The organism is Pseudomonas sp. PDM19, assembly GCF_014852215.1.
Taxonomy (GTDB): domain Bacteria; phylum Pseudomonadota; class Gammaproteobacteria; order Pseudomonadales; family Pseudomonadaceae; genus Pseudomonas.
Genome location: NZ_JACVBG010000002.1, coordinates 1443879 through 1467061, shown reverse-complemented (window position 1 = coordinate 1467061; position 23183 = coordinate 1443879). Strand labels below are relative to the sequence as shown.

Sequence of the window (23183 nt, the reverse complement as noted above, 5' to 3'; positions counted from 1 at the left end):
CTACGGAGCTCCCTGTAGGAGCGAGCCATGCTCGCGAATCGTGGGCATGGCCCGCTCCTACAGGGTTCCCGCAGCTGGGCGAAGCCCGAGACGTCGGGCCTGCCCGCGGACGATCAGCGCACGCCCTCACCCGCCATGGCGTCGGCGGTGAACACCGAGTCCTTGTAGGGCGGCACGATGCGGTACTGCTCGCTCTTGCCGGCGAACAGGTCGCCGGCGAACCAGGCCCCGGAGAGCAGGTCGTAGAAGCCGTTGGTGAGGGTCACCACGCCGGGCAGGTCGGGCATCACCACCGGCGAGGTCCAGACCACTTTGGCCAGCTGGTTGCGGGCGTCGTAGCGCTCGCCGAGCACGGCGGCCCAGGTGTCCTCGTCCAGGTAGTAGGTGCTCTTCGGCATCACATGGCGCTGGCCGTCCTTGAGCGTCGCTTCCACCACCCAGACGCGGTGCAGTTCCCAGCGGATGGCGTCGGACTTCAGGTGGTGCGCGTCGAGCATCGATTCGGCACTGGCGGCGGTGAAGACCTTGTTGGCGTTGTAGGGGATGTACATCTCCTTCTTGCCCACCAGCTTCCAGTCGAAGCGGTCGACGCGGCCGTTGAACACGTACAGCTCGTCGAAGCTCATGACCCCGGCGGTGGCCGGCGTCGGTGTATCGCAGCAGGCGTTGGGCAGGCGGCGCACGCGGCGCTGGCCGGGCAGGTAGGTCCACACGGCAGCCTTGTCGGCGTTGAGGTTCTCAAGGCCGGTGATGGCCTCGCCGGCGCGCAGCGGCGGGCCGTCGTTGATCATGCGGATGGACCAGAACACGCCCTTCTCGCCGCTGCCGCCGGGCAGGTACCAGGGCATCTGGAAATCACCGCGCGAGTCGTTGGTCAGCACGTGCTTGCCGTCGGCGGTGGTCAGGTACTGGTTGAAGTTCGAGTGCCAGGAGGCCCCGCGCCAGCGCAGCAGGTGGTTCCAGATGGCCTCCACGCCGTTGCCCGGGATCGGGAACGGAATCCCTCCGGCGGCGCCTTCGGGCATCGGCCCGGCGGGGCCCTCCACCAGCTTGCCGCTGGTGGCGTTGGCGAAGGTGGCGTCGTACACCGACTGCGGCGCGGCGGCGCTGCGGTGGGTCGGGTAGACCTCCAGGCGGTAGCTGTCCGGGTACTTCTTCAGCATCGCCTGGATGCCGGGGGTCAGCTTGTCGGCGTACTGCGCCATGTTCTGCGCGGTGATGGTCAGCTGCGGCTTTTCGCTGGCGAAGGGATCGCCGCGCTTGCCGCCGTCCTTGTAGGCCGGGTCGACCTGGGTGTAGCCGCCGGTCCAGGCCGGGATGCTGCCGTCGGCATTGCCGGCGCGTTCGCCGCCCAGCGGGGTCAGGGTGGTCTTCAGCCTGCCCGCCTCCTCGGCGGACACCGCGCCAAAGGCGCCATGGGCAAACAGCAGGGAGGCACTCAAAGCGGTGAGCAGGGAAACGACTTTCTTGTTGTGTTTCATCGGGCAGTCCTCGGTCAGAACGTGCGGCTGACGGTGAAGGCGATGAAGTCGCGGTCTTTCAGCGACTGTTCGAAGGTGTAGTGGTTGTCGGCGTCGAGGAAGGTGTTCTCCGGGCCGTAGTAGTGCGTGTAGGTCAGGCCCAGGCTCCAGGTGTTGAGGTAGTTGCCCTTCAGGCCGATGTTCAGGTCGCCGCCGTGGTCGGTGCCGAAGCCGGTGCCCAGCGCCTCGGAGGCGCCATTGGTGTAGCTCGCGCCGATGGGCACCGAGAGGTCGAGGCCGGGGTAGATCTGCCGGTACATCGGTTCGAACACCAGGCGCAGGCTGGTGGCGTCGCGGTCGGCGTTGGGGTCGACCGCATCGGCGTTCTGGCTCACGCTCATCACCCGGTTCCAGGCGATCTCGCCGAGGAAGCTCGACTCGGCAGCGACGAAGTTCGGCTCCAGGCTCGCCAGCCAGGAGAAGTTGGCGTGCAAGGTACGGCCGGTGGCGTAGACCGGGTCGTCGTCGTTGTCGATCGCCTCGCCCACCGCCAGCGCATGCTGGCTGGTGGAGGCCAGCGGCTGGTTCCAGCGGGTGGACAGCTCGCCGGCCACGTTGAAGTTGCCCAGGGTGGTGGAGAAGCTCGCACCCAGTGCCTCGATGCCTTCGGGGTAGACCCAGTAGAACTCGCCGGCCTTGCCGGTCACCGGATTGAGGCTGGCGAAGTCCGGGCGCACGTTGAGCTGCGGGCTCTTGTCGTGGAAGCGGATGGCGTAGACGCCCCAGTCCACCGTCTCGGTGCGCCAGCGCAACTGCACGCCGCCCTGCCCCGAGTCCTTGGCCTCTTTGTCGTTGCCACGGTAGAAGGCCAGCGGCTGGCCGCCGGGCATCACCGGCGCGCCGATGAACATGCGCTCGCCGCCGTCGCCGAAGAAGTCGTCGTTGGAGAAGTAGCTGCCGGCGGCGGGCAGGCGGTTGGCTTCCCACTCGAACTGGTAGTAGGCGCCCAGCGACACATCCGGGGTCAGCTGCAGCTGGCCGGAGACCTGCTGCACCGGGCGGATCAGTTCCTTGAACTGGGTATTGGGCACCGACAGGCCCTTGACCACGTCGATCGGCGCCATGCCGCCGGCGATGCCGTTCATGCCGTAGAACAGGCTCTCGCCCCACTGCATGGCGTAGCGGCCCAGGCGCCCGGACACCGGCATCTCGCCGATCTCGGTCTTGCCGAAGACGAAGGCATCCAGCAGTTCGCCCTTGCGCCCGTGGAGGGTGCGGGTGTCGTCGGTGAACTCGTCGTAGTCCACCGAGTAGCTGTTGGCGCGGCTCGGATCGTTGTTGTCGGTGCCGCGGTTGTAGACGTCGTCGTACCAGGCCGCGCCGCTGATCCGCGCACCGACATCGCCGTAGGTGATGTCCAGCTCGGAGAGCAGATCCAGGCGGTTGGAGATCAGGCCCTTGTCGAAGTTGCGGTCGCCGTCGTCCAGGTTCAGCGCGGTCTGGCCTTCGGTGAGCTTGCTGCTGGCATCCTGGGTGCGCCAGGCGGCGCTGTACTTCAGGGTGTTGTCCCAGCGCGCCCGCAGGTCGGGGTTGCCGGTGTCGAATTCGAAGGCCTGGGCGTGGCTGGCGGCCAGCGCAAGGAGCGCCAGGGTGATGGGCTTGAGCGGCGGCAGCGGCCGCGCGGTTGCACGCGTGCGAGTCAACATCGGGGTTTCCTCTTTCTTGTTCTTGTGCGTCGGTGTTGGCGGTTGTGGGTGACCCGGGCCATGGCGCGCCATCAAGGCAGGGCGCGCCGGGCGGAGAGATCAGATGGGGCGGGAGGTGACCTCCAGCATCTGCTTGACCAGGCCGATGCGGTCGAAGGACGGGTCGCGCTGGATTTCCTTCTCGCCGGCCAGCAGGGACATCTCGCTGATGAACCTGCAGCGCTCGAAGCGCCGGCCCATGAAGCGCTGCAGCTGGTCTTCCAGCTCGCCGCCGGCGGTGAGTTCCTCGGCCAGCACCACGGCATCCTCGATGGCCATGCCGGCGCCCTGGCCCAGGTGCGGCGTGGTGGCGTGGGCGGCGTCGCCGATCAGCAGCACGCGGCCGCGGTACCAGGGCTCATCGACGAACACGGCTTCCAGCGGCTTGTAGACGACCTCGATGCTGTCGCCGATCTGCTCGCGCAGCTCGCCGATCAGCCCGCCGAAACCGGCCAGGCGCTGGCGCAGGCCGTCGGCCAGGCTGGCCGGGTCCATCCAGGGGTTGCCCGGCTCGTGGGAGGTGGTGAAGAGGTACATCAGGTCGTCGGCCAGCGGCACCAGGCCGGCGTTGCCCGACGGGCCCTGGTAGTTCGCCAGGTGATCGATGCCGGCGGCGCGGGGGAAGTTGTGGCGCCAGACCGACTGGCCGGTGAAGCGCGGCTGGTACTTATCGCCGAAGAGCAGGCCGCGCACCCTGGAGAACAGGCCATCGGCGCCCACCACCAGCGCGTAGCGGCCCTGGCTGCCGTCGCTGAACAGCACGTCGACGCCGCTGGCGTCCTGTTCGAGGCTTTCCACCGACGTGCCCAGGCGCACCTGGGTGCCCAGTTCGATGGCGGTCTCGCTCAGCACCTTGTGCAGCGCACGACGGGAAATGCCGACGTTGGCCGGGTACTGCGGGCCGGCCAGGCGCTGGCCGGGAATGCGCGCCAGCTGCTGCCCGCCGGTGGTGTAGATGGCCACGTCCTCGAAGGCGTAGGCCGCATCCAGGTAGGCGTCGAGCAGGCCGAGGCGGTGCATCTCGCGCACCACGTTGCTCTGCTGGATGATACCGACGCCGTAGACCGTCCACTCGGTCTTCAGCTCGACCAGATCGACCGCGACTCCCTTGCGGCGCAGGGCGATGGCGGCGCACAGCCCGCCAATCCCGCCGCCCACGATCAGCACATTGCTCACAGTATTCATGGCATCTCTCACGTCTTGTTCTTGTTGTCCGCCACGTTCTGCGCGGCGGCCGTTCTGCGTGCCCGTGGCACAGCTTCCCGGCGGGGCCGGGATTTGACTAATCGAGTCCGCGGATGCGACCTATCGCGCGGCGCGATACCTCAGGCGTCCAGTTGCGCCAGCGGCAATAGCAGCCAGCCGTCGGCCTCGCGGTGTTGCAGCGCCGGCAGCACGTCCCCGCGACAGGGGCCGTGCACGCAGGCGCCGTCCTCCGGGCGGAAGCGCGCGCCGTGGGCGTAGCAGATGACCCACTGGCCATCGGCGCTGAGGAAGCGGTCCTTGCGGTACTCCAGCGGCACCGACAGGTGCGGGCAGAGGTTGCGGTACACACGCACCCGACCCTGGTGACGGAGAGCGAACAGGCTGTCCGCTCCCCTGCCCTGCGGGTCGAAGCCGCGCGACTGCCCCTCGCCCAGCTCGTCGAGCCGGCACAGCGCCACGCAATCCACGGCTCAGCCCTGCTTGGGCGGCGGGCCGCCGGGCGCCCATTTCTCCCGCGAGGTGAAGAGGAACAGCTGCGAGTTGTCCGCCGACATCGGCGCCTGGCGTGCGGCCCAGGCGTCGTCGTGCTTGTCCATGTCGGCGTCGTACTCGATGTGGCAACCCAGCGGGCTGTTGAAGTACCAGAACCAGTTGGAGCCCAGCAGGTGGCGGCCGGGGCCCCAGAAGCTGGTCCAACCCTTCTGCTGGAAGCGCGTGCCGGCCAGCAGCACTTCGGTGCCGCTGCCCATGTGGAAGGTGAAGTGCTCGCAGCCCTGCATGTGCGGCGGGGTCTGGATCATGAACAGGCAGTGGTGGTCGTCCATGCCGGCGGTGCGCATGAAGGGGCCGACGCCGACGAAGCTGTCGGTGGTGACGAAGCCCAGGCGGTCGCGGTAGAAGGCTTCGCCCTTGGCCGCGTCGGGCACGAAGTAGACAACGTGGGACAGGGTGCGCGGCTGCGCCGGCATGTCCGGGGTGATGCCCAGCTGGTTGAGCGGGCGCTGCGGCGCGCTGCCGGGGGCGTTGGTCAGGTCGGCCGGCGCTTCGAAGGTGCGGCGCCAGGAAACCTGGAAGGCGATGGCGAAGCCCAGGTCGTCGACGCTGTGCAGCGCGCCGTTCTCGTCGCGGCGCACCTCGCGGTCACGCCCCAGTTCGTCGGCGATGGCTTCCAGGTCCGCGGTGGACGCCACGCCGTAGAGGGTTTCGCGCAGCGACGGGGTTGGCCCGAGCGCCGGCGGCAGGCTCGGATCGTCACCCCGGCGGATGATGATCGCGGTGCCGTCCAGCGCCTCGAAACGGCCGCCGTCGGCATCCAGTTGGGCGGCCGTGAGGCCGTAGTCACGCAGGCAATCGGCACAGGCCTGGATATCGTCGACGCCGAATACCAGCGCGTCGAGTCCAAGAATGTTCATGGCTACCACTCCATTGAAATTATGTTCGGCGCCGGGCAGGGGGTCGCCGCGGCTCGTCGGCCGCTCGACTGGAGCGCAGGTTGATGGCTGGCCCGGCAACCTGACCAATCGCGTGTGGGGATGCGAGGCATCGGCAATCGCGATACCTGCAGCGCGGCCCATGACGCAGGGCGTTAGCCGCGCAGGGACGGCAGAGTGCTATTGACGTATCGGCAATGCGGCCCGAAGGTATCGCGAAAATAACTACAAGAACCGTGAGCCATCGCCATGCGTTTTCACCACCTGGACCTGAACCTCCTGGTGGCGCTGGATGTACTGCTCGAAGAGCAGAACATCACCCGTGCCGCCGAACGCCTGCACATGACCCAGTCGGCCACCAGCGGTGTGCTGGGGCGCCTGCGCACCTTCTTCGAGGACGAACTGCTGGTGCAGGTCGGGCGCAAGATGCAGCCCACTCCCTATGCCCTGGAGCTGGCCGTGCCGGTGCGCGAAGTGCTGCTGACCATCCGCTCCTCGATCACCTCCAAGCCGGTGTTCGACCCCGCCAGCAGCAAGCGCCACTTCCGCCTGGTGACCTCGGACTACCTGATCAGCGTGCTGTTCGCCCAGGTCATCCAGAAGATCCACCAGGAGGCGCCGCACATCACTTTCGAGATGCTCAGCCCCGGCGACAACACCGCCGAGATGCTGATGCGCGGCGAGCTCGACCTGATGATCGCGCCCGAGCGCTACGTCATCGACGGCCATCCGGCGCAGCTGCTGTTCGAGGAGGATCACGTCTGCGTGGTCTGGCGCGACAACCCCGAGGTCGGCGACGCCCTGACGCTGGAGCAGTACATGCAGATGGGCCACATCTCGGTGGGCTTCGGGCGCAACCGGCACCTGAGCATCGAGGACTGGTTCATGAGCCAGTACGGCTTCAATCGCCGCCTGGAAGTGATCACCAACGACTTCAACACCCTGCCGCAATTGCTGGTGGGCACCCAGCGCGTGGCGACCATGCACCGTCGCCTGGCCGAGCTGTACGCGCGCTACCTGCCGCTGCGCATCCTGCCGCCACCGGTGAAGATCCCGGTGATGCGCGAATTCATGCTCTGGCACCGCAGCATGGAGGGCGACCCCATGCACCGCTGGTTGCGCGAACGCATCCGCGACTTCATCCAGAGCGTCGACCAGCAACCGGACGCCCTGCGCGCCAGCGCCTGACGCCAGTTATCGCCCCGGCCGCCGCAACGGCGCCGGGGCATCGCGTTTCACGATACCTCGCATCCCCACTCGCGATTGGCCCCGCGCCACCCCGCCTGCGTACCTTGCCTTCGAACCGCGCCCTGCGTGCCTGCCGCTGTTTCCGGGCGCCGGACTCAACGACCGCAGAAGGACAAGAAGAATGTTCCGTTACTTCCCCACCAATTACGTCTGGAATCTCTCGGTGGACCTGGCCATCGAGATGGGCGCCCGCCTGGGCGAAATCGAGGAGATGTGTGCTCCGCTGCAGGAGGCCGCCAAGCAGCCCGACGCCGCCGGCACCCAGGCCTTCCGCGAGACCTGGGCGAAGATGGCCGACAAGCTCTGCGCCCTCGCCGAAGAAGACGAGGCCGCCGGCCGCCGCCTCTCCGCCGGGGAGAAATACAACCGCGCCGCCACCTACTACCTCACCTGCGAACGCCTGCAAGCCCACGGCGCTGCCGGCCGCGAGGCGCTGTACCAGCGCTTCCTGGAAACCTTCGCGCGCGGCATCGACCTGTCGAAGGAAAACTGCGAGCGGGTGGAAATCCCCTATGAGGGCAAGCACCTCTCCGGCCTGCTGGTGCGCGCCGAGGGCGTCGACGGCCCGGCGCCACTGCTGGTGCAGGTCAACGGTCTGGATTCGACCAAGGAAATGAAATACCGCGTCGGCCTGCCGGCCTGGCTGGCCAAGCGCGGCGTGTCCTCGCTGATCATCGACCAGCCCGGCACCGGCGAGGCGCTGCGCCTGCACGGCCTGACCGCGCGCTACGACAGCGAACACTGGGCGAGCCGCGTGGTGGACTGGCTGGAGGTCCACCCCGAAGTCGACCCCAAACGCATCGGCCTGGAGGGCGTCTCCCTGGGCGGCTACTACTGCCCGCGCGCGGTGGCCTTCGAGCCGCGCTTCGCCTGCGGCGTGGTCTGGGGCGCCAACCACGACTGGCGCGACGTGCAGAAGCGCCGCCTGGAGAAGGAAGGCAACTTCCCGGTACCGCACTACTGGGCGCACGTGCAGTGGGTCTGGGGCGCGAAGGATATGGACGAGTTCATGACGATCGCCGAGAACGTGCACCTGGATGGCGTGCTCGAGCGCATCCGCGTGCCCTTCCTGGTCACCCACGGCGAGAAGGACTCGCAGATTCCGCTGAAGTGGGCGCACCGTACCTACGAACAGCTGGTGAACAGCCCGAAACGCGAGCTGAAGATCTTCACCGAGCGCGAAGGCGGCGTGCAGCATTCGAGCTTCGACAACAGCATCAACGCCGGTCACTACATCGCCGACTGGATCGCCGAAACCCTCGGCGGCCACACCGCCTGACCTCCCTTGCGCCGGTCACCCGGCGCTGCTCCCGCGGGGTGTCGGCCCCGCCCTCCACGGCGCCCATCGGCGCCGTTTTCTTGCTGCTCGCTGCCCTGCAGGAGCGCCCCATGGGCGCGATCGCGGGCATGGCCCGCTCCTACAGGGAATGCCGGGTCAGGCCGGCGCGCGGGTGCCATGGAACGACGCGATACGCCAGCCCTCCTCGCCCTTCACCCAGAGCTGCGTGGCAAAACCCTCGGCACGCACCGGCTCGCCGCCGCCACGCTTCTGCAGCAGGTTGCACTGCGGGCCGCTCATCAGCGCCAGGCCATCGCCGAACAGACGAATCGCCAGTTCGCCACGCTCCACCGCCAGGTAGCGCACAGCATGGCGGGCGTAGTCCAGGTACTGCCCCTTGTCCTGCACCAACCCGGTGGTGTGCACGTACAGCAACTCATCGGCGAACAGTTCGTCCAGCCGCGTGTGGTCCTCCTCGACCAGGGCGCGCTGGCGTTCGGCTTCCAGGTTCAGCAACAGATCACGAATAGCCTTCATGGGATTTTCCCTTGGTGGTTGATGGGCGGGCGCATCCTCGCCCCCGCCGGCGCCCGAGGAAAAATCGCCGATCGCCATGCCAGGCATCGCCACTCCCGATACCCGCCCGACAGCACCGTTTCCTCCTCTGAAGCCCAAGAACCACGCAGCCTGCGCCAGGTATCGACCGCATCGATGGGTGCCCATCGACAGCATCTGATGGTGCCGGCCGGCACGCCCACCCTAGCCTGCCGGCAAACAACAAGACGAGGAGAGTCCGACCATGAGCGCCCTGCACCTGCACTGCTCCACCCTGTTCGATGGCACCGGCCTGGAAACGCGCCAGCGACAGACACTGATCATCGAGAACGGCGTGATCCGCCACGTCGGGCCGACGGCCGAGGCGCCGCGCCCGGCTCCGGGAGACCGCGAGGTCCACGGCGACTTCGTCATGCCGGGGCTGGTCGACGTGCACACCCACCTGGCCTTCGGCAACGCCCAGAGCGAGGAAGACATCGATATCTGGACCAGCGACGAATTCCGCGCCCTGCGCGGGTTGTTCTTCGCCCAGCACGTACTCGCCGCCGGCGTCACTTCCATGGTCTGTCCCGGCGACAGCGGCCAGCTCAGCATCGCCGTGCGCAACACGGTCAACGCCGGGCTCTTCGAAGGCCCGCGCATCGCCGCCAGCAGCCGCGTGATCACTAACCGGCAGAGCCTCAACGACTGGTTCCCCAGCCGCGTCGGCGCACCGGAATACTTCACCGCTGCGCTGGTCACCAGCCGCACCGAGGCCATCGCGGAAATCCGCAAGCAGGCCAAGGACGGCGTCGACCTGATCAAGATCGCCATGGACGGCACGCACCGCCGGCCCAATGGCGAGATCATCGCCGCCTTCACCGCCGACGAAACCCGCGAGATGGTCGAGGAAGCCCATCGCCTGGGCTGCCGCGTGGCGACCCACGCCTACGGTCGCGAAGCGGTGATGTACGCGGCGAAGGCCGGCGTCGACCTGGTCTTCCATGCCTTCTACATGGACGACGCCTGCATAGAGGCGCTGCTCGAAGCCGGCAGCGTGCTCGCGCCGACCATGACCTTCCCGCAGAACACCGTGGACTTCTGCCAGCCGCACGACCCGGCCATCGCCACCGGCTACGCCGGCTACTGCGCACGGACGCTGGAACTGGGCACCCCGGTACTCAAGCGCGCCAAGGCCGCCGGCATTCCCTTCGCCTGTGGCAGCGACAGCGGGTTCGCCGTGACGCCCTATGGCGAATGGCACGCCCGCGAACTGGAACTGCTGGTGCGCCGGCTGGACTTCACCCCCGCCGAAGCGCTCTACGCCGCTACAAACGTCGGCTCGCGCCTGATGCCCCGCGGCGAAACCCTCGGCACCCTGGAGCCGGGCAAGCAGGCCGACCTGTTGATCCTCGACGGCTCGCCACTGGAAGACATCCGCATCCTTCAGGACCGCAACCGCCTGCAGGCCGTGTACAAGGCCGGCAAGCCGGTGCGCCTGCAACGCACCGCTTACAACCCCAAGCAGGTATCGGACTTCAACTCGCTGAAGTGGACCGACCTCTATACCCGCGACCGCGTCGCCCAACTGGGCAAATGGAGCCAGTGAGCATGATCCTTCTCGACTTCGAACTGGCCACGCGCCTGGCTGCCGCCACCCTGCGTCACGCCCGCGCCGAGGGCGTGCGCCCGCTGGCCGCCGCCGTGCTGGATGCGGCCGGTCACCCGCTGGCCGTGCTGCGCGACGAGCAGGCCAGCTTCCTCCGCCCGCAGATCGCCACCGGCAAGGCGCGCGGCTGCCTGGGCATGGGCTTCGGCGGCCGCGAACTGGCGCGCCGCGCCCAGGCCATGCCGGCGTTCTTCGATGCGATCAACAGCCTCACTGGCGGCGAGGTGATCCCGGTGGCCGGCGGCATTCTCCTGCGCGATGACGAAGGCCGGCTGCTAGGCGCCATCGGCGTCAGCGGCGATACCTCGGACAACGACGAGCGCTGCGCCCTGCTGGCCATTGCGGAACTCGGGCTGCACGGCGAGACGGGCGATACTCAATCCTGATCGAGCAGCGCGGCCTGCTCCGCCAGCACCTGGCGGAGCCAGGCCAGCGCGGGGTCGAAAGCCTGCTGCGGGTGCCATTGCAGCACCTGCGCCGCCGCCGGGAACTCGATGGGCGCCGGCAACACGCGCAGCGGATAACGCCGCGCCAGCGACTCAGCCTGGCGGCGGAACAGCGTGGCGATTCGCGGCGTGCCGACGACGAATTCGGCCATCAGGGCAAAGCTCTGCACCGCCACCGCGACCCGCCGCTCGATACCGATCTCGCGCAGGTGCTGGGTATCCAGCGACAGGTTCTGGCCATCGGTGAACTCGCGCACCACGTGCTCGGCCGCGCAATAACCGCCAAGGCTCAGCAGCTCATCGTGCGCCGAATGAGAGCAGACGATGCAGCACAGCTCATCGCTGAGCAGCGCCTCGTGGGGGTAACGCGGGTTGATCCGCCGCTGCGGGACTATCACCAGGTCGCTGCGCCGGTACTCCAGCGCCTCGGCCACCACATCACCGTCGCGCGGCAGCGGCAGGTCACGCAGCACCAGCGAGGCATTGGGAGCCTGACGCGCCAGTTCACGGCTGACCGCCGGCAGCAGGGTGGCCGCCACATAGTCCGAAGCCACCAGGGTGAACCGCCGATCACAGCGGGCAGGGTCGAAAGCGGCGGAAGTCTCCACCACCTCCCCGGCCAGGCTCAGCACCTCGCGCACCTTCGGCGCCAGCTGGCGCGCCAGTGCGGTCAGCTCCAGACCCCGGCCCAGGGGCACCAGCAGCGGGTCCTGGAAATGCTCGCGCAGGCGGCCCAGCGCGGCGCTGGTCGCCGACTGGCCGAGGTTGAGACGCTGCGCCGCCCGGCTGACGCTGCCCTCTTCGAGCAGCACATCCAGGGCGACCAGCAGGTTGAGGTCCAGACGTCGGTAGCGCATGGGCGACTTATACCCAAGCGCCGCGCCGGCAAGTGGCGTATTTCGCGCTGGCAGGTATCGCATGGCGCGATACCTGCCAGCTCGGGGCTTACTGCCCCGCCGCCGGCTTCCAGTCCAGCAGGTGGTGGGTGAAGCCGTAGCTCGCCGACTGGTAGTAGCTGATCGCCCGATCCACCAGCGGGTCGTCGGTCTTCGCCGGCACTTCCGTGCTCGCGCCCAGCGCCTGGTTGTGCCGACGCAGTTCGCCGCGCGGGCTGAGGATCGCCAGGTCCTGGCCGTCGAACAGGCCCAGGTGCTGGTAGTTGCCGATCACCACGCGCGGCGGCAGGGCGTTCGGCACCATCAGGTCGCGCCCGTAGAAGGTCGAGGTGTAGCTCAGGTTGAGGATCGACAGCAGGCTCGGCGCCAGGTCCAGCTGGCTCGCCAGCTCGCCGCGCTCACCGGTCGGCAGCAGCTTGGGCGCATAGATGAACAGCGGGATCTGGTAGTTCGCCACCGGCAGGTCTTCCTTGCCGGCGCTGCCTGCGGTGTGGTCGGCGACGAACACGAACAGGGTGTTGTCGAACCAGGGCTTGCCCTTCGCCGCCTTGAGGAACTGGCCGATGGCGTAGTCGGTGTACTTCACCGCACCCTCGCGGCCCTCGCCGGAGGGAATGTCGATGCGGCCGTCCGGGTAGGTGTACGGGCGGTGGTTGGAGGTGGTCATCAGCTGCAGCAGGAACGGCTGCTGGCGCGCGTGGTCCTCGTCCGCCAGCTTGATGGCCTGGGCGTAGAGGTCTTCGTCGCTCATGCCCCAGGCGTTCTTGAAGTGGATGTCCGACTCCTGGACGCTGGACTGGTCGACGATGCGGTAGCCGTTGCCGCCAAAGAAGGCGTTCATGTTGTCGAAATAGCCACGGCCGCCGTAGAGGAACACGGCGTCGTAGCCGACGTTCTTCAGTTGCTGGCCGAGGCTGGCGAAGCCGCTCTCGCGGCCGACGCGCTTGACGATGGAGCGGCCCGGCGTTGGCGGGATCGACAGGGTAATGGCCTCCAGGCCGCGGTCGGTGCGGGTCCCAGTGGCGTAGAAGTTGTTGAAGTAGAGGCTGTTGCGGCGCAGTTCGTCGAGGTTGGGGGTGAGGTTGCGACCGTCGCCGTTGCTGCCCAGGTACTTGGCACTCAGGCTCTCGATGGTCACCAGGACGATGTTATAGCGTTTGGGCGTGCCTGCGCTGGCGATAGTGCGGCGGATATCCATCGGATCATTGCCGGTGAAGCGGGCGTTGGGCTCAGCCAGTTCGGCGCGTATCTCCTGGGTCACCTGCTGCGCCGGCAGGGTGGCGTAGAACTGCGGGTAGTCCAGCTCGTTGTTACGGAAGGCGGCGAAGAACTGATACGGCCCGTTGCTCGCGAGTTCGCGGGCGTAGGTATTGCCACCCTGGCCGCGCGGGGAATCCTGGTCCACCAGCAGGCCGGCCACCAGCGCCAGCAGCACCAGGCCAACGCAACCCAGCAGACGGCGTGGCAGGGACGCCACCTCGACGTGACGCAGGCGGCCGACGACCTTGAACAGCGCAAACGTCACGACCAGCGAAATGGCCGCGAGGATGCTCAGCAGCAGGCCGATCGGGTAGGACTCGAGGATGTTGTTGAGCACCTCGTCCGAGTACACCAGGTAGTCGACCGCGATGAAGTTGAACCGCACGCCGAACTCGTCCCAGAACAGCCATTCGGCCACCGCGGTGAAAAGCATCACGTAGACGCTGACGAACAGCGTGGCCGTCAGCAACCAGCGCCAGGTAGCGCTGCGCCAGACCCGCGCGGGCATCAGCAACAGGACCACGCCCATCGGCAACAGGGCATAGACCAGGAAGCTCAGGTCATAGAGCAGGCCGATGACGAAGACCCCGACATGGCCGGCGCCCACCTCGGGCAAGTGGCTCGCCAGGAGAACCAGGCGGGTCAGGAAGAAGACGATCAGCCAGAGCAAGGCAACCAGCGCCAGGAAGCGCGTCGAGGCCGAGCGGAAAAGTTGCATGGGGTGTCCCTTGTAAAGGTCCGTCGCACTGGACGAAAGGCAGCGCAGGAAGTGGCCGAAAGCGGCAGTCGGGGCGGGACTCTACAAGTCGAAAGGAAAAGAATTCGTCAAATGGAGCTGCCGGTTTCGTGAATTACCGGCGACCTGAAACCGGTCACGTTCAGCGACGGCGCTACAGGGTTCGAAATTCCCCGGCGACCACGTCTTTTTCACATGTCCTTGACGAGACCTTGATCGCGCGATTCGACAATGGAGGCAACTGACGAGTCCGCCTCCATGAACGAACCCCAACGCGTGTTTTCCTCCATCACTCCTAGTGAGAACGGCGTCGTTGCCGACGGCGCATTCGGCACAGGTGTCTGCCAACGCGTCCGTCAGTGGCGCCTCAAGCGCCTGCTGCGCCTGGCCCTGCGCATGGCCGAGGAGCCGATCCTGGTGCTGGAGGTCTCGCAATTGCCTGGCGCCGCCTGGCCGGTGCTGCTGGAGCACAGCAACCGCGTCATCGTGGCGACCTGCCCGTCCTGCGACACGCTGGCCGACGCCCACCGGCGACTGCCCGAGGCGATGAAGCGGCGGATCAGGGACCTGCCCGCCCCGCAGGAAAACGCCGAACTGCGCAAGGGTTCGGTCGATTGCCTGTTGCTCCCGGAAATCCCGCACAGCGCCTGCAACCGGCAGAACATCCGGCTGCTGAACCAGTGGATTCCCGTGACCCGCGACAGCGTGATCCTGTTCGCCCGCGTCGACCACTCCAGCCCTGCCCTCGCGACGGACCAGGCCTGCCCCTGCGGCCCGGATCCGCATCCCGGCGGCCCGGACTTCGCCAGCGCCCGCTCCCTGGAGCGCGAGTTCCAGCGCCTGGGTTTCTCGCAGATACGCCATTACAACGTCCTCCCCGGCGTGGACGGCGTGCGGGTCTACATCCTGCGCAAGTAAGCGCTTCACCATCCGTCGCTGAACCGGCGCACGCCGGGGCGCCCGCTATACTGCTCTTTTGCCATCATCGAAGATTTTCAGGGGGCCTCCCCGATGCAGAACAACACGGTAATGCGCTATTTCCCGTGGCTCGCCCTGGCGCTGCTGGTGGGCAGCCTCGCCGGCTGGCAGATCGGCAATATCATCGGGCTGAACGGTAACCGATGGTTTGCCGAACCCGAATTCACCTTCGAGATTCTGGTGGCGCTCAGCGGCGCGTTCTGTGGCGCCCTGCTGTCCTATGCCAGTGAACGAGGGCTGATGTGGCGAGCGCTTGGCGTGCTGGCAGGCACCTGCTTCATCGTCGCCGTCCTGGGTTACTGCCGGCACAGCCTCGGTGTCCCCTCTCCGAACATGGAACTGCTGACGTACGCCCGGCAGTTCGTCCTGCAGACCTTCGGCATCTGGATTTCGCCCGTGTTCGGCGCGGCGCTGGTTTCGCTGCTGCGGGTGATTCTGCGCTGACCCCTGTGCCATGATCGCGGCTTCGCGCCCACCGCCGGAGCTCCCATGCCGCTGACCCTGTTGCTGCGCTGCCGCGACCTCGAGCTTACCCGCGAGCATTACCGCGACACGCTCGGCTTCACCGTGACCGACTCCGCCGAGGGCACGCTCACCGTGCAACTGGAGGACTGTCGACTGCTGTTCACCGCCCAGGACCTGTGGGGCCGCGAGGCAGGTTGCTCGGGCACGATCTACCTGCGACTCGCCGACGTCGCACGCTACTTCGCCGCCGTGAAGGACCGGGCGCAGATCGCCTGGCCGCTGCAGGACATGCCCTACGGCTCGCAGGAGTTCGGCGTGCGCGACTGCAACGGCTACCACCTGGCCTTCGCCCAGCACGCCAAAGCCTGAGCAGGCCCGGCGGATTACTGCACAGCGTGCAGCTATGTCCTGCATCCGCCCTGTCTGGTGCATTACGGGCACATCCCTAGACTGGCGGGCACCATCACCAGTCAGGGGAACACCATGCCCACCCGCGTATCACTGCAAGCCTTCGGCGGCCCGGAAGTCCTCCGCTTCGAACAGTCCCCGGTGCAACAACCCGGCCCCGGCGAAGTGTGGCTGGAACAGGCCGCCATCGGCGTCAATCCACTGGACCTGAGCCAGCGCTCCGGCGCGGTGAAGGTGCCGCTGCCCTCCTCGCTCGGCCTGGAAGGCGCCGGTACCGTGGCCGCCCTCGGCGCAGGTGTGACCAACGTGCAGGTCGGCGACCGCGTCGCCTACGCCACTGGGCCGCTCGGCGCCTATGCCAGCGCCCGCCTGTACCCGGCGGAGCGCCTGGTGAAGCTACCGGACTGCGTCAGCTTCGAGGACGCTGCCGCCGTGCTGTTCAAGGGCATCACCGCGCAATACCTGCTCAAGTCCACCTGGCCGGTCGGCCCCGGCTCCCGCGTCCTGATCTATGGCGCCGCCGGCGCGCTGGGGCAACTGTTGGTGCCCTGGGCCAGGCACCTGGGCGCCTTCGTCATCGGTGTGGTGTCGAAGCCGCAGAGCGTCGAACGCGCCCGCGCCGCCGGGTGCAACGCAGTGCTGGTGTTCGATGCCGCGACGCTCGCCGATCAGGTCCGCGAGATCACCGACGGGCACAGGGTCGACGTGGTCTACGACCCCATCGGCCGCGCCACTTTCGAAGCCTCTCTGGACAGCCTGCGCCCGCGCGGCCTGCTGGTGAGCTTCGGCATGGCCTCCGGCGCGCCGCCGGCCGTGGAAGTCGCCACACTGAACGCCAAGGGCTCGCTGTTCCTCACCCGCCCCTCGCTCGCCGCGCACACCGCCTCTGCCGAGGAATACCAGCAGCGCGCAAAGGACGTCCTGCAGGCCGTCGCGGACGGTATCATCCAGCCTCGCGTGTGGCGTCGTTACCCGCTGGCGGAAGTCGCCCGGGCCCACGCCGACCTGCACGAAGGCCGCTCCGAAGGGGCCCTCGTACTCACGCCATGACCACCACCGCGAGAGCCGCCCTGGTGGATTCGCCGAATCAGGAGCCCTATGGATCTGTTCGATAGTCGCCAGGCCGACGAACTCGCCACACTCCTGGCGCTGGCCGAGCACGGCTCCTTCGCCGCCGCCAGCCGCGCCCTGCAACGCCACCCATCGGTGCTGTCGAAACGCCTCGGCGCGCTGGAACAGCGCCTGGGCGTGCGGCTGGTGGAGCGCACCACCCGCCAGCTGCGCTTCACCGACGAAGGCCTGCGCCTGGTCGAGCGCCTGCGCCAGGCCGCCAGCCTGATCGCCGAGGCCCAGGACCAGGCTACCCGCAGCGCGGCGCAGGTTCAGGGCCGCCTGAAACTCGCCGTGCCGGCCGCCATGGGCCGGCTCTGGCTGAGCCCGATCCTCTCGCGTTTCGTCCTCGCTCACCCGCAGGTGACGCTGGAAGTGGAGTACTCGGAGCGCTTCGTCGACCTCGTCGCCGAAGGCTTCGACGTCGCCATCCGCATCGGCGAACTGGCCGACAGCCGCCTGCTGGCCCGCCGGCTCTGCGACCTGCGGCGCATCCTCTGCGCCGCCCCCGACTACCTGGGGCGCCACGGCACCCCGCGAGCGCCGGCTGAGCTGGCCACCCACAATTGCCTGGGTTTCACCGGCCTGCACACCTGGCCGGACTGGAAGCTGGCCAACGGCAACTGGCAGCAGACCGTTCGCGTCAGCGGCAACCTGCACAGCAACGACAACGAGGCCCTGCTCTCGGCAGCGCGCCTGGGCGTGGGCATCCTCGCTGGCGGCGAATGGCTGATGAAGCACGACCTCGACGCCGGCCGCCTGGTGCGGGTGCTGCCGGGCTGGCAACTGGACGCCTCTGCCGGTATCTACTTCGTGCGCCCTTCGGCGCGCTACAGCTCGGCCACCAGTGAAGTGTTCAAGGCATGGATCGAGGCACAGTTCGCCGACGGTGCGCCGTGGGAGCGGCCACCGCTCTGATCGACCGGGCACAAAAAAGGGCGCCCGCCATCGCAATACCGGGCGCCCTGTTTCTCTCGACCGACCTCAGACCGTGACGACGATCTTGCCCACCTGCTGGTTGGCTTCGAGGAAGCGATGGGCGTCCTGGATCTGCTCCAGCGGGAAGGTCCGCGCGATCACCGGGCTCAGTGCGCCGGACTCCAGCCCCTTGACGATGAACGCCTTGGCGCGCTCCAGCGCCGCCGGGTCGGCAACGATCTCGGCGTAGAGGTAGCCCTTCAGCGTCAGGCTCTTGCCCAGCACCGTGAACAGCGGGAACGGCGTCGGCTCCGGGCTCAGCGCACCGTATTCGAGAAGGATGCCGCCCCGCGCCATGGCCTGGGTGAGCACCTCGAAACCGGGGCCGCCGATGGGGTCGAACACCACGCGGGCGCCCTGCCCGCCGGTCAGCGCCATCACCTGCTCGACGATGTCCTCGTCGTCACTGACGATCACATGATTGGCGCCAGCTTCCAGCAGTGCCTGCTTCTTGGCCTGGGTGCGGGTCACGGCAATCGAGGTGGCGCCGACCATGCGGGCGATCTGGAACGCTGCGAGACCGACGCTGCTGGATGCCGCCGTGACCAGCACGAACTCGCCCCGGGACAGCTTCGCCTGCTCCACCAGCGCGCCCCAGGCAGTGACGTACTGCATCCAGGACGCCGCAGCCTGTTCGAAACTGAGGTTCTGCGGATGCTTCACCACCAGGTGCGCCGGCACGTTGGCCACTTCTCCGTAGGTGCCCCAGCGAGCGATATCCAGCGGCGGGATCAGGCTCACCGCATCGCCCACCGCGACGTCCTTCACGGCGCTGCCCACCTCACTCACCACACCGGATGCCTCGTAGCCCAGGCGGCTGGGGAACTCGGCCTCCTGCAGGTAGGCATGGTTGCGGAACATCACTTCGGCGCGGTTCAGGCCGATGGCCTTGACCGCGATCTGCACCTCGTCCGCTGCCGGGGCGGGCACGTCCACCGCCTCCAGCTTCAGGACGCTGGCGTCACCGTATTGGTGGATTCTGACAATGCGGGCCATGGAAACCTCTCTTCAGAGCTGGGGCCAGCGTGAAAGCGCAGGCCGGAATGGGAGTGTAGAAAGTCACGGCAGCAGTGCTCGACCGTTCGCGACAGGGGGAAAATCTAGGCGTTGGCCGAGCTCGGATAAAGGCCTAGGATGGCCAGACACTTGAAACAAAGGGTTTGCAATGGACCGTCTCGAACAGATGGCCACCTTCGTCAGAGCGGTGGAGCTGGGCTCCTTCAGCGCGGTGGCCGAAGAACTGCAGATGTCGTCGCAACTGGTGGGCAAGCAGGTGAAGATGCTCGAGCAGCACCTGGGCCTGTCCCTGCTCAACCGAACCACGCGGCGGCAGAGCCTCACCGACTTCGGCCGGGCCTTCTACCAGCGTGCCAAACTGATCCTGGCGGACATGGAGGCGGCGGAAAGCCTCGCCGCCGTCACCCGTGGCACGCCCAGCGGGCGGCTGCGGATCAACGCGCCGGTGACCTTCGGCATGCGCGTCCTGTCGCCACGCCTGCTGGAGTACATGGTGCGCTACCCGCAAGTGGCGGTGGACCTGACGCTCTCCAACGACCTGGTGGACCTGGTCAACGACGGCTACGACGTGGTTTTCCGCATCGGCGAGCTGGCCGACAGCCGCCTCAAGGCCGTGCCGCTGGCGCCCTACCGGCTCGTGCTGTGCGCCGCACCAGCGTACCTCGCGCGGCGCCCGGCGATCCTCGCGCCCGAGGACCTGAGCCAGCACGAATGCCTGGGCTTCGCCTTTTCCGATGGCCGCTCCAGCTGGACCTTCGATGGGCCGGACGGGCGCATCGAGGTGCCGATTACAAGCCGTTTGACGATCAATCAGGGTGACCCGCTGCTGGCAGCGGCGGTGGCCGGGCTGGGCGTGGTGCTGCAACCCCAGGAGCTGGTCGGTGACGCGTTGCGCAGCGGCACACTGGTGCAGCTGCTGCCGCAATACAGCGTGCCGACCTCGCCGATGCACATCCTCTACGCCCCGGACCGGCGCCTCACACCCAAGCTGCGCAGCTTCCTCGACTTCGCCATCGCCGCTTTCGGTCGTAACGCATGAGCGCTCGTGAGCAGGCCTGGCAGGGCGAGCTCTGGCTGGGCGCGGACTTCTGCCTCGTGGCCGGCACCACCGGCCATGCGCGCCCGCACGCCCATTACGCGCACCAGTTGCTGATGGCCTGCGAAGGTGAAGTGAACGCGCTGATCGACGAGCAGCCGCAGCAGGCTGCGCTGCTGGTGATCGCCTCCAACCAGCGCCACGCGATCCTCGACAGCGACCAGCGCGCCGTCACCCTGTTCGCCGAGCCGCTGGCGTTCGAGCTGGCCGAGCTGGAGCGGCTTTGCCGGCAGGTCGGGCCGGACCTTCCAGGACTTGCATCAGGCCTGCGCGAACTGCCGCGCCGACAGCTCGACCCACGCCTGGAGAAAGCCCTGCAACGCATCCGCGCGCTGGACGAAGGCGCCCTGCCCGCCCAGGCGCTGGCCGAGGCAGCCTCGCTCTCGCTGAGCCAGCTGGAACGGCTGTTCAGCGGCACGCTGGGCCTGTCGGTGCGCCGGCTGGTGCTCTGGCAACGGCTGCGCCAGGCACTGCGGCTGGCCATGGCCGGCGACAGCCTGACCACTGCTGCCATCACGGCGGGCTTTGCCGATTCCGCGCACTTCTCCCGCAGCGTGCGCAGCCAGTTCGGCATCCGCGCCGACCTGACGCTGCGCCAGCTGAAGCTGCGCCTACTCGACTAGCAGGCGACGCAATTCCGTCGGCAACGGTGCCGGGGAGTGCGTTGTATCGATGCGACGAAACGGCTCGGCCAACTGATCGAAGTAAGCCACCGGGTAGTCAGGGCGGTCGCCGATCCCCAGGTCATCCTCCGCCAGCGCGTAGTCAGGCAGGTGCAACGCAGTGCCCAGCAGGCGATCCCAGAAGCTGAAGAACAGCGCGAAATTCACGTCCCCCGCCGTGCCGTATTTCAAGTGGTGCAGGCGATGCAGCGGCGCCCAGGCGAACAGGTGGCGCAGAGCACCGATGCGCATGTCCACGTTGCTGTGCTGCAGCAACAGCTGGATAGCGATGGCGAACGCCAGCAGCGCCGCGACCTCCACGGGAACACCCAGCAACAGCAGCGGCAGCGTGCCGCCGAGGGCTTCGAGCATCTGGTGCAGCGGATGCTTCATCAGCCCGTTGAAGCCATACATGCGCGTGACGCTGTGGTGTACCGCATGCAGGCGCCATAACAGCGGCGAACGGTGGCTGGCGTAGTGCACCAGGGTGATGCCGAGGTCGGCGATCAGCAGCGCCGCCAGCAATTGCAGCGCCAGTGGCCAATCCGTTGGCCACTGGCCGAAGTGCGGCAGCCACAGGGCCATCAACGGAATCGCCGCAATGCCCAGCGCATTCAGCGTCTCATTGACCAGCGCGTGGATGAGGTCGCGGGCGCCGTCGCCGTGGCTCTCATTCCAGCCTGCGCGATAGGGCCAGAATCGCTCGGCGAGGAAGGCCAGCAGGATCGCCAGCGGCAACAGCGCCGGCAGGCACAGCAGCGAGACGCCTTCACCGACCAGGTACAGGGCCAGGCCGATGAAGCCGAAGAAGAATGCGGGGGCATAGAGGTATCGCATGAGGCAGCTCCAGTACGGTGGGAGCCACCAGTGTTCCCGTCGAGCCACAAACCACGCTTGAACAATCCGCGCATTCGGCGCCGCCATCGCGCGCGGATTTCCGTACCCCACGGGCAGCCTCAGCGACTCTTGGAAATCACCCCGACCATGTACTGGTTCAGATCGCGCAGGTCATCGATGCTCCAGGCGTGCGGCGGCAGCTTCACGCCATTCTCGCGCAGGGTCCGGGGGATCAGGCTGCCGCTGGGGCGCAGCACCACCGAAGACACGATGACGCCCGGATAGTCACTCAGGCGCTTCCTGAAAGCGGGCGTCGTGAGATCGGGCGTGGGCGGGTTGCTCTTGCGGGCCAGCGGCCCGGTCGCCTTGATGTCCCCACCGTGGCAAACCGCGCAGCGCTGGGTGAAGAGGTTCTTGCCGTTGAGGTTATCCGCCAGGGCTGGCGCTAACTGCGCGAGCGAGAGAATCCCGGTCAGACCGATGAACAATGCTTTCACTTTCCTGCTTCCATGCCGTGCCGATCCATCCTGATTCAGTCAACGTCGCCAGGCACAGCCCAGCGCGCTGAGCGCCAGTATCGCAGCCGCACCCGCGTAGGCCCAGAGCACCGGCACCTGCGGCAACAGCACGCCGGCCAGGATCGGCCCGAGCCCCGCGCCGATGTCGCGCCACACTGCGTTGCCCGCCAGCGCCTGGATACGCGCCTGCGGGTTGCGTTGCGCCACCAGCGTGACCACCAGCGGCAGCTGTAACGCCCGCAGCACCAGCACGAAGAAGGCACCGACGAACAGCCAGTAGCTGCCGAACATCAGCAGCGCCAGCGAAGTCGCCAGCGACAGCACCACCAGCATGCGCAACGCGCCGAAGCGGTCGGCCAGGCGCCCGCCGAAGGGACTGAAGAGCATCTCGCTGAGATACCGCACCGCCATCAGCACGCCCGCCACCAGCACGCCGGTGCCGCCTAGGTGGGTCTGCGCGTAGAGCGACAGGCCGAAGATGAACAGGCCGTCGAGGGTCACGCCCTCGATGAAGGACCAGGTGGCGATGCTGTCCGGCAGGCGCAGGCGGCGGCCGCTGTTGGCAGGGATGTCGTGGGCCTTGTCGGGCAGCGCGCGGGCGCGCCAGAGGCCGCACAGGGCGCTAACGCAGAGGACGAAGAAGATACTGCGCGGGCCCAGCGACTGGGCCATTACCGCGCCCAGCGGGAGGAACAGCATCGGCCCGATGGAGAGGGTCGCCCGCGAGCGCCCGGCGCGCCGCGCGGCGCCCTGTGCTTCAGCGGTGGCGAGGGTCTGGGTACTGAGGTTGAACGTGGCGAAGCACAGGCCCCAGACCAGCCTAAGGACCAGCAGCGCGGCGAAGCCGGACAGGGTCGCGTTGCCCAGCGCGCAGGCCGCCGCCGCGAAGGCCGCGAGGCTGCACGCGGCGCGGTCGCCGTGGCGGCCGTAGAAGCGCACCACCCAGCCGTAGCCGACGATGCGCACCAGCCGGTTGGCCGCCAGCAGGATGCCCGCTTCCACCAGGGTCACACCGAAATCGGCGGCGTACATCGGCAGCAGCAGGTACAGCAGCACGTCGCTGGGCAGGCACAGGCTGAGCACCTGGGCGGAGTTGCGCGAATCTCGGTCGGCTCGCTGCAGGGCAGGCGCGGAAGCGGACGACATGACAGCCTCGTGACAACGACGGGGGCCGCAGGATAACCCGCGCCCCGCCCCGCAGGACA

The 23183-nt window shown here is 67.8% G+C and carries 23 protein-coding genes; 11 read left to right on the top strand and 12 right to left on the bottom strand.

Translation table 11 applies throughout. The features are described from left to right. Positions 1 to 113: 113 nt before the first annotated feature. The 5 genes from IB273_RS15230 to IB273_RS15210 form a co-directional block, all read right to left on the bottom strand. Complete coding sequence (locus tag IB273_RS15230; RefSeq protein ID WP_192224416.1) at positions 114 to 1481, bottom strand: DUF1329 domain-containing protein; 1368 nt, start codon at positions 1479 to 1481, stop codon at positions 114 to 116. A 14-nt stretch (positions 1482 to 1495) separates the two neighbouring features. Next, positions 1496 to 3166, bottom strand: coding sequence for a DUF1302 domain-containing protein (locus tag IB273_RS15225; protein WP_081518483.1), 1671 nt, complete (start codon positions 3164 to 3166; stop codon positions 1496 to 1498). A gap of 99 nt (positions 3167 to 3265) precedes the next feature. Then, positions 3266 to 4390, bottom strand: a complete 1125-nt coding sequence (locus IB273_RS15220) for an FAD-dependent oxidoreductase (RefSeq protein ID WP_192224415.1) — start codon at positions 4388 to 4390, stop codon at positions 3266 to 3268. 140 nt (positions 4391 to 4530) lie between these two features. Beyond that, positions 4531 to 4878: a Rieske (2Fe-2S) protein gene (locus IB273_RS15215; protein WP_081518485.1), complete on the bottom strand. Its 348-nt coding sequence runs from the start codon at positions 4876 to 4878 to the stop codon at positions 4531 to 4533. Positions 4879 to 4881: 3 nt separating this feature from the next. Beyond that, positions 4882 to 5823 carry a VOC family protein gene (locus IB273_RS15210; protein ID WP_081518486.1) on the bottom strand — a complete coding sequence of 314 codons (942 nt, stop codon included), beginning with the start codon at positions 5821 to 5823 and terminating at the stop codon, positions 4882 to 4884. Between the two features lie 267 nt (positions 5824 to 6090). Between IB273_RS15210 and IB273_RS15205 the strand changes: the two genes are divergently transcribed. Together IB273_RS15205 and IB273_RS15200 are read left to right on the top strand one after the other, a co-directional pair. After that, positions 6091 to 7029: a LysR family transcriptional regulator gene (locus IB273_RS15205; protein WP_081518487.1), complete on the top strand. Its 939-nt coding sequence runs from the start codon at positions 6091 to 6093 to the stop codon at positions 7027 to 7029. A gap of 181 nt (positions 7030 to 7210) precedes the next feature. Next, positions 7211 to 8368 carry an alpha/beta hydrolase family protein gene (locus IB273_RS15200; protein WP_138214670.1) on the top strand — a complete coding sequence of 386 codons (1158 nt, stop codon included), beginning with the start codon at positions 7211 to 7213 and terminating at the stop codon, positions 8366 to 8368. A 156-nt stretch (positions 8369 to 8524) separates the two neighbouring features. Here IB273_RS15200 and IB273_RS15195 read toward each other — a convergent pair whose 3' ends face one another. Beyond that, positions 8525 to 8905 carry a nuclear transport factor 2 family protein gene (locus IB273_RS15195; RefSeq protein ID WP_192224414.1) on the bottom strand — a complete coding sequence of 127 codons (381 nt, stop codon included), beginning with the start codon at positions 8903 to 8905 and terminating at the stop codon, positions 8525 to 8527. 262 nt (positions 8906 to 9167) lie between these two features. Here IB273_RS15195 and IB273_RS15190 point away from each other — a divergent pair, with 262 nt between their 5' ends. Beyond that, positions 9168 to 10511 carry a metal-dependent hydrolase family protein gene (locus tag IB273_RS15190; protein WP_192224413.1) on the top strand — a complete coding sequence of 448 codons (1344 nt, stop codon included), beginning with the start codon at positions 9168 to 9170 and terminating at the stop codon, positions 10509 to 10511. Between the two features lie 2 nt (positions 10512 to 10513). Further along, positions 10514 to 10957 (top strand): GlcG/HbpS family heme-binding protein, encoded by a 444-nt coding sequence (locus IB273_RS15185; RefSeq protein WP_192224412.1) that lies wholly within the window; start codon positions 10514 to 10516, stop codon positions 10955 to 10957. Here IB273_RS15185 and IB273_RS15180 read toward each other — a convergent pair. Then, the gene (locus IB273_RS15180) at positions 10948 to 11874 is read right to left on the bottom strand and encodes a LysR family transcriptional regulator (RefSeq protein WP_081518492.1); all 927 of its coding nucleotides are present in this window, start codon (positions 11872 to 11874) and stop codon (positions 10948 to 10950) included. The genes IB273_RS15185 and IB273_RS15180 overlap by 10 nt on opposite strands. Before the next feature lie 88 nt (positions 11875 to 11962). Continuing rightward, the gene (locus tag IB273_RS15175) at positions 11963 to 13891 is read right to left on the bottom strand and encodes an LTA synthase family protein (RefSeq protein WP_151187606.1); all 1929 of its coding nucleotides are present in this window, start codon (positions 13889 to 13891) and stop codon (positions 11963 to 11965) included. A 276-nt stretch (positions 13892 to 14167) separates the two neighbouring features. On the opposite strand from IB273_RS15175, the gene IB273_RS15170 reads away from it, so the two are divergent. From IB273_RS15170 to IB273_RS15150, 5 genes are all read left to right on the top strand, one after another. Continuing rightward, positions 14168 to 14827: a hypothetical protein gene (locus IB273_RS15170; RefSeq protein WP_192224411.1), complete on the top strand. Its 660-nt coding sequence runs from the start codon at positions 14168 to 14170 to the stop codon at positions 14825 to 14827. A gap of 93 nt (positions 14828 to 14920) precedes the next feature. After that, a complete protein-coding gene (locus IB273_RS15165) occupies positions 14921 to 15331 on the top strand; it encodes a hypothetical protein (RefSeq protein WP_081518495.1) in 411 nt (136 codons plus the stop codon). Between the two features lie 45 nt (positions 15332 to 15376). Continuing rightward, a complete protein-coding gene (locus tag IB273_RS15160; protein ID WP_192224410.1) occupies positions 15377 to 15721 on the top strand; it encodes a VOC family protein in 345 nt (114 codons plus the stop codon). A gap of 114 nt (positions 15722 to 15835) precedes the next feature. Further along, on the top strand, positions 15836 to 16810 hold the full coding sequence (locus IB273_RS15155) for a quinone oxidoreductase family protein (RefSeq protein ID WP_192224409.1): 975 nt from the start codon (positions 15836 to 15838) through the stop codon (positions 16808 to 16810). 48 nt (positions 16811 to 16858) lie between these two features. Next, entirely contained in the window at positions 16859 to 17788 is a 930-nt protein-coding gene (locus IB273_RS15150) for a LysR family transcriptional regulator (protein WP_192224408.1), read from the top strand. Between the two features lie 66 nt (positions 17789 to 17854). On the opposite strand, the gene IB273_RS15145 is transcribed toward IB273_RS15150, so the two are convergent. Next, the gene (locus tag IB273_RS15145; RefSeq protein WP_192224407.1) at positions 17855 to 18844 is read right to left on the bottom strand and encodes a zinc-dependent alcohol dehydrogenase family protein; all 990 of its coding nucleotides are present in this window, start codon (positions 18842 to 18844) and stop codon (positions 17855 to 17857) included. Between the two features lie 169 nt (positions 18845 to 19013). On the opposite strand from IB273_RS15145, the gene IB273_RS15140 reads away from it, so the two are divergent. Both IB273_RS15140 and IB273_RS15135 read left to right on the top strand, forming a co-directional pair. Next, the gene (locus IB273_RS15140; protein WP_192224406.1) at positions 19014 to 19904 is read left to right on the top strand and encodes a LysR family transcriptional regulator; all 891 of its coding nucleotides are present in this window, start codon (positions 19014 to 19016) and stop codon (positions 19902 to 19904) included. Next, positions 19901 to 20584, top strand: coding sequence for a helix-turn-helix transcriptional regulator (locus IB273_RS15135; protein ID WP_192224405.1), 684 nt, complete (start codon positions 19901 to 19903; stop codon positions 20582 to 20584). Before IB273_RS15140 ends, IB273_RS15135 begins: the two co-directional genes overlap by 4 nt. Here the strand turns inward: IB273_RS15135 and IB273_RS15130 are convergent. From IB273_RS15130 to IB273_RS15120, 3 genes are all read right to left on the bottom strand, one after another. After that, on the bottom strand, positions 20573 to 21460 hold the full coding sequence (locus IB273_RS15130; protein ID WP_192224404.1) for a sterol desaturase family protein: 888 nt from the start codon (positions 21458 to 21460) through the stop codon (positions 20573 to 20575). The two genes, IB273_RS15135 and IB273_RS15130, sit on opposite strands and share 12 nt — an antisense overlap. A 119-nt stretch (positions 21461 to 21579) precedes the next feature. Continuing rightward, positions 21580 to 21957, bottom strand: coding sequence for a c-type cytochrome (locus IB273_RS15125; RefSeq protein ID WP_192224403.1), 378 nt, complete (start codon positions 21955 to 21957; stop codon positions 21580 to 21582). Positions 21958 to 21996: 39 nt separating this feature from the next. Beyond that, a complete protein-coding gene (locus IB273_RS15120) occupies positions 21997 to 23124 on the bottom strand; it encodes an MFS transporter (RefSeq protein WP_192224402.1) in 1128 nt (375 codons plus the stop codon). Between the last annotated feature and the right edge of the window lie 59 nt (positions 23125 to 23183).

Coding starts and splice junctions, on each gene's coding strand:
- IB273_RS15230 (WP_192224416.1), bottom strand. CDS start 1,481: ATGAAACACAACAAGAAAGTCGTTTCCCTGCTCACCGCTTTGAGTGCC.
- IB273_RS15225 (WP_081518483.1), bottom strand. CDS start 3,166: ATGTTGACTCGCACGCGTGCAACCGCGCGGCCGCTGCCGCCGCTCAAG.
- IB273_RS15220 (WP_192224415.1), bottom strand. CDS start 4,390: ATGAATACTGTGAGCAATGTGCTGATCGTGGGCGGCGGGATTGGCGGG.
- IB273_RS15210 (WP_081518486.1), bottom strand. CDS start 5,823: ATGAACATTCTTGGACTCGACGCGCTGGTATTCGGCGTCGACGATATC.
- IB273_RS15205 (WP_081518487.1), top strand. CDS start 6,091: ATGCGTTTTCACCACCTGGACCTGAACCTCCTGGTGGCGCTGGATGTA.
- IB273_RS15200 (WP_138214670.1), top strand. CDS start 7,211: ATGTTCCGTTACTTCCCCACCAATTACGTCTGGAATCTCTCGGTGGAC.
- IB273_RS15195 (WP_192224414.1), bottom strand. CDS start 8,905: ATGAAGGCTATTCGTGATCTGTTGCTGAACCTGGAAGCCGAACGCCAG.
- IB273_RS15190 (WP_192224413.1), top strand. CDS start 9,168: ATGAGCGCCCTGCACCTGCACTGCTCCACCCTGTTCGATGGCACCGGC.
- IB273_RS15185 (WP_192224412.1), top strand. CDS start 10,514: ATGATCCTTCTCGACTTCGAACTGGCCACGCGCCTGGCTGCCGCCACC.
- IB273_RS15180 (WP_081518492.1), bottom strand. CDS start 11,874: ATGCGCTACCGACGTCTGGACCTCAACCTGCTGGTCGCCCTGGATGTG.
- IB273_RS15175 (WP_151187606.1), bottom strand. CDS start 13,891: ATGCAACTTTTCCGCTCGGCCTCGACGCGCTTCCTGGCGCTGGTTGCC.
- IB273_RS15170 (WP_192224411.1), top strand. CDS start 14,168: ATGAACGAACCCCAACGCGTGTTTTCCTCCATCACTCCTAGTGAGAAC.
- IB273_RS15165 (WP_081518495.1), top strand. CDS start 14,921: ATGCAGAACAACACGGTAATGCGCTATTTCCCGTGGCTCGCCCTGGCG.
- IB273_RS15160 (WP_192224410.1), top strand. CDS start 15,377: ATGCCGCTGACCCTGTTGCTGCGCTGCCGCGACCTCGAGCTTACCCGC.
- IB273_RS15155 (WP_192224409.1), top strand. CDS start 15,836: ATGCCCACCCGCGTATCACTGCAAGCCTTCGGCGGCCCGGAAGTCCTC.
- IB273_RS15150 (WP_192224408.1), top strand. CDS start 16,859: ATGGATCTGTTCGATAGTCGCCAGGCCGACGAACTCGCCACACTCCTG.
- IB273_RS15145 (WP_192224407.1), bottom strand. CDS start 18,844: ATGGCCCGCATTGTCAGAATCCACCAATACGGTGACGCCAGCGTCCTG.
- IB273_RS15140 (WP_192224406.1), top strand. CDS start 19,014: ATGGACCGTCTCGAACAGATGGCCACCTTCGTCAGAGCGGTGGAGCTG.
- IB273_RS15135 (WP_192224405.1), top strand. CDS start 19,901: ATGAGCGCTCGTGAGCAGGCCTGGCAGGGCGAGCTCTGGCTGGGCGCG.
- IB273_RS15130 (WP_192224404.1), bottom strand. CDS start 21,460: ATGCGATACCTCTATGCCCCCGCATTCTTCTTCGGCTTCATCGGCCTG.
- IB273_RS15120 (WP_192224402.1), bottom strand. CDS start 23,124: ATGTCGTCCGCTTCCGCGCCTGCCCTGCAGCGAGCCGACCGAGATTCG.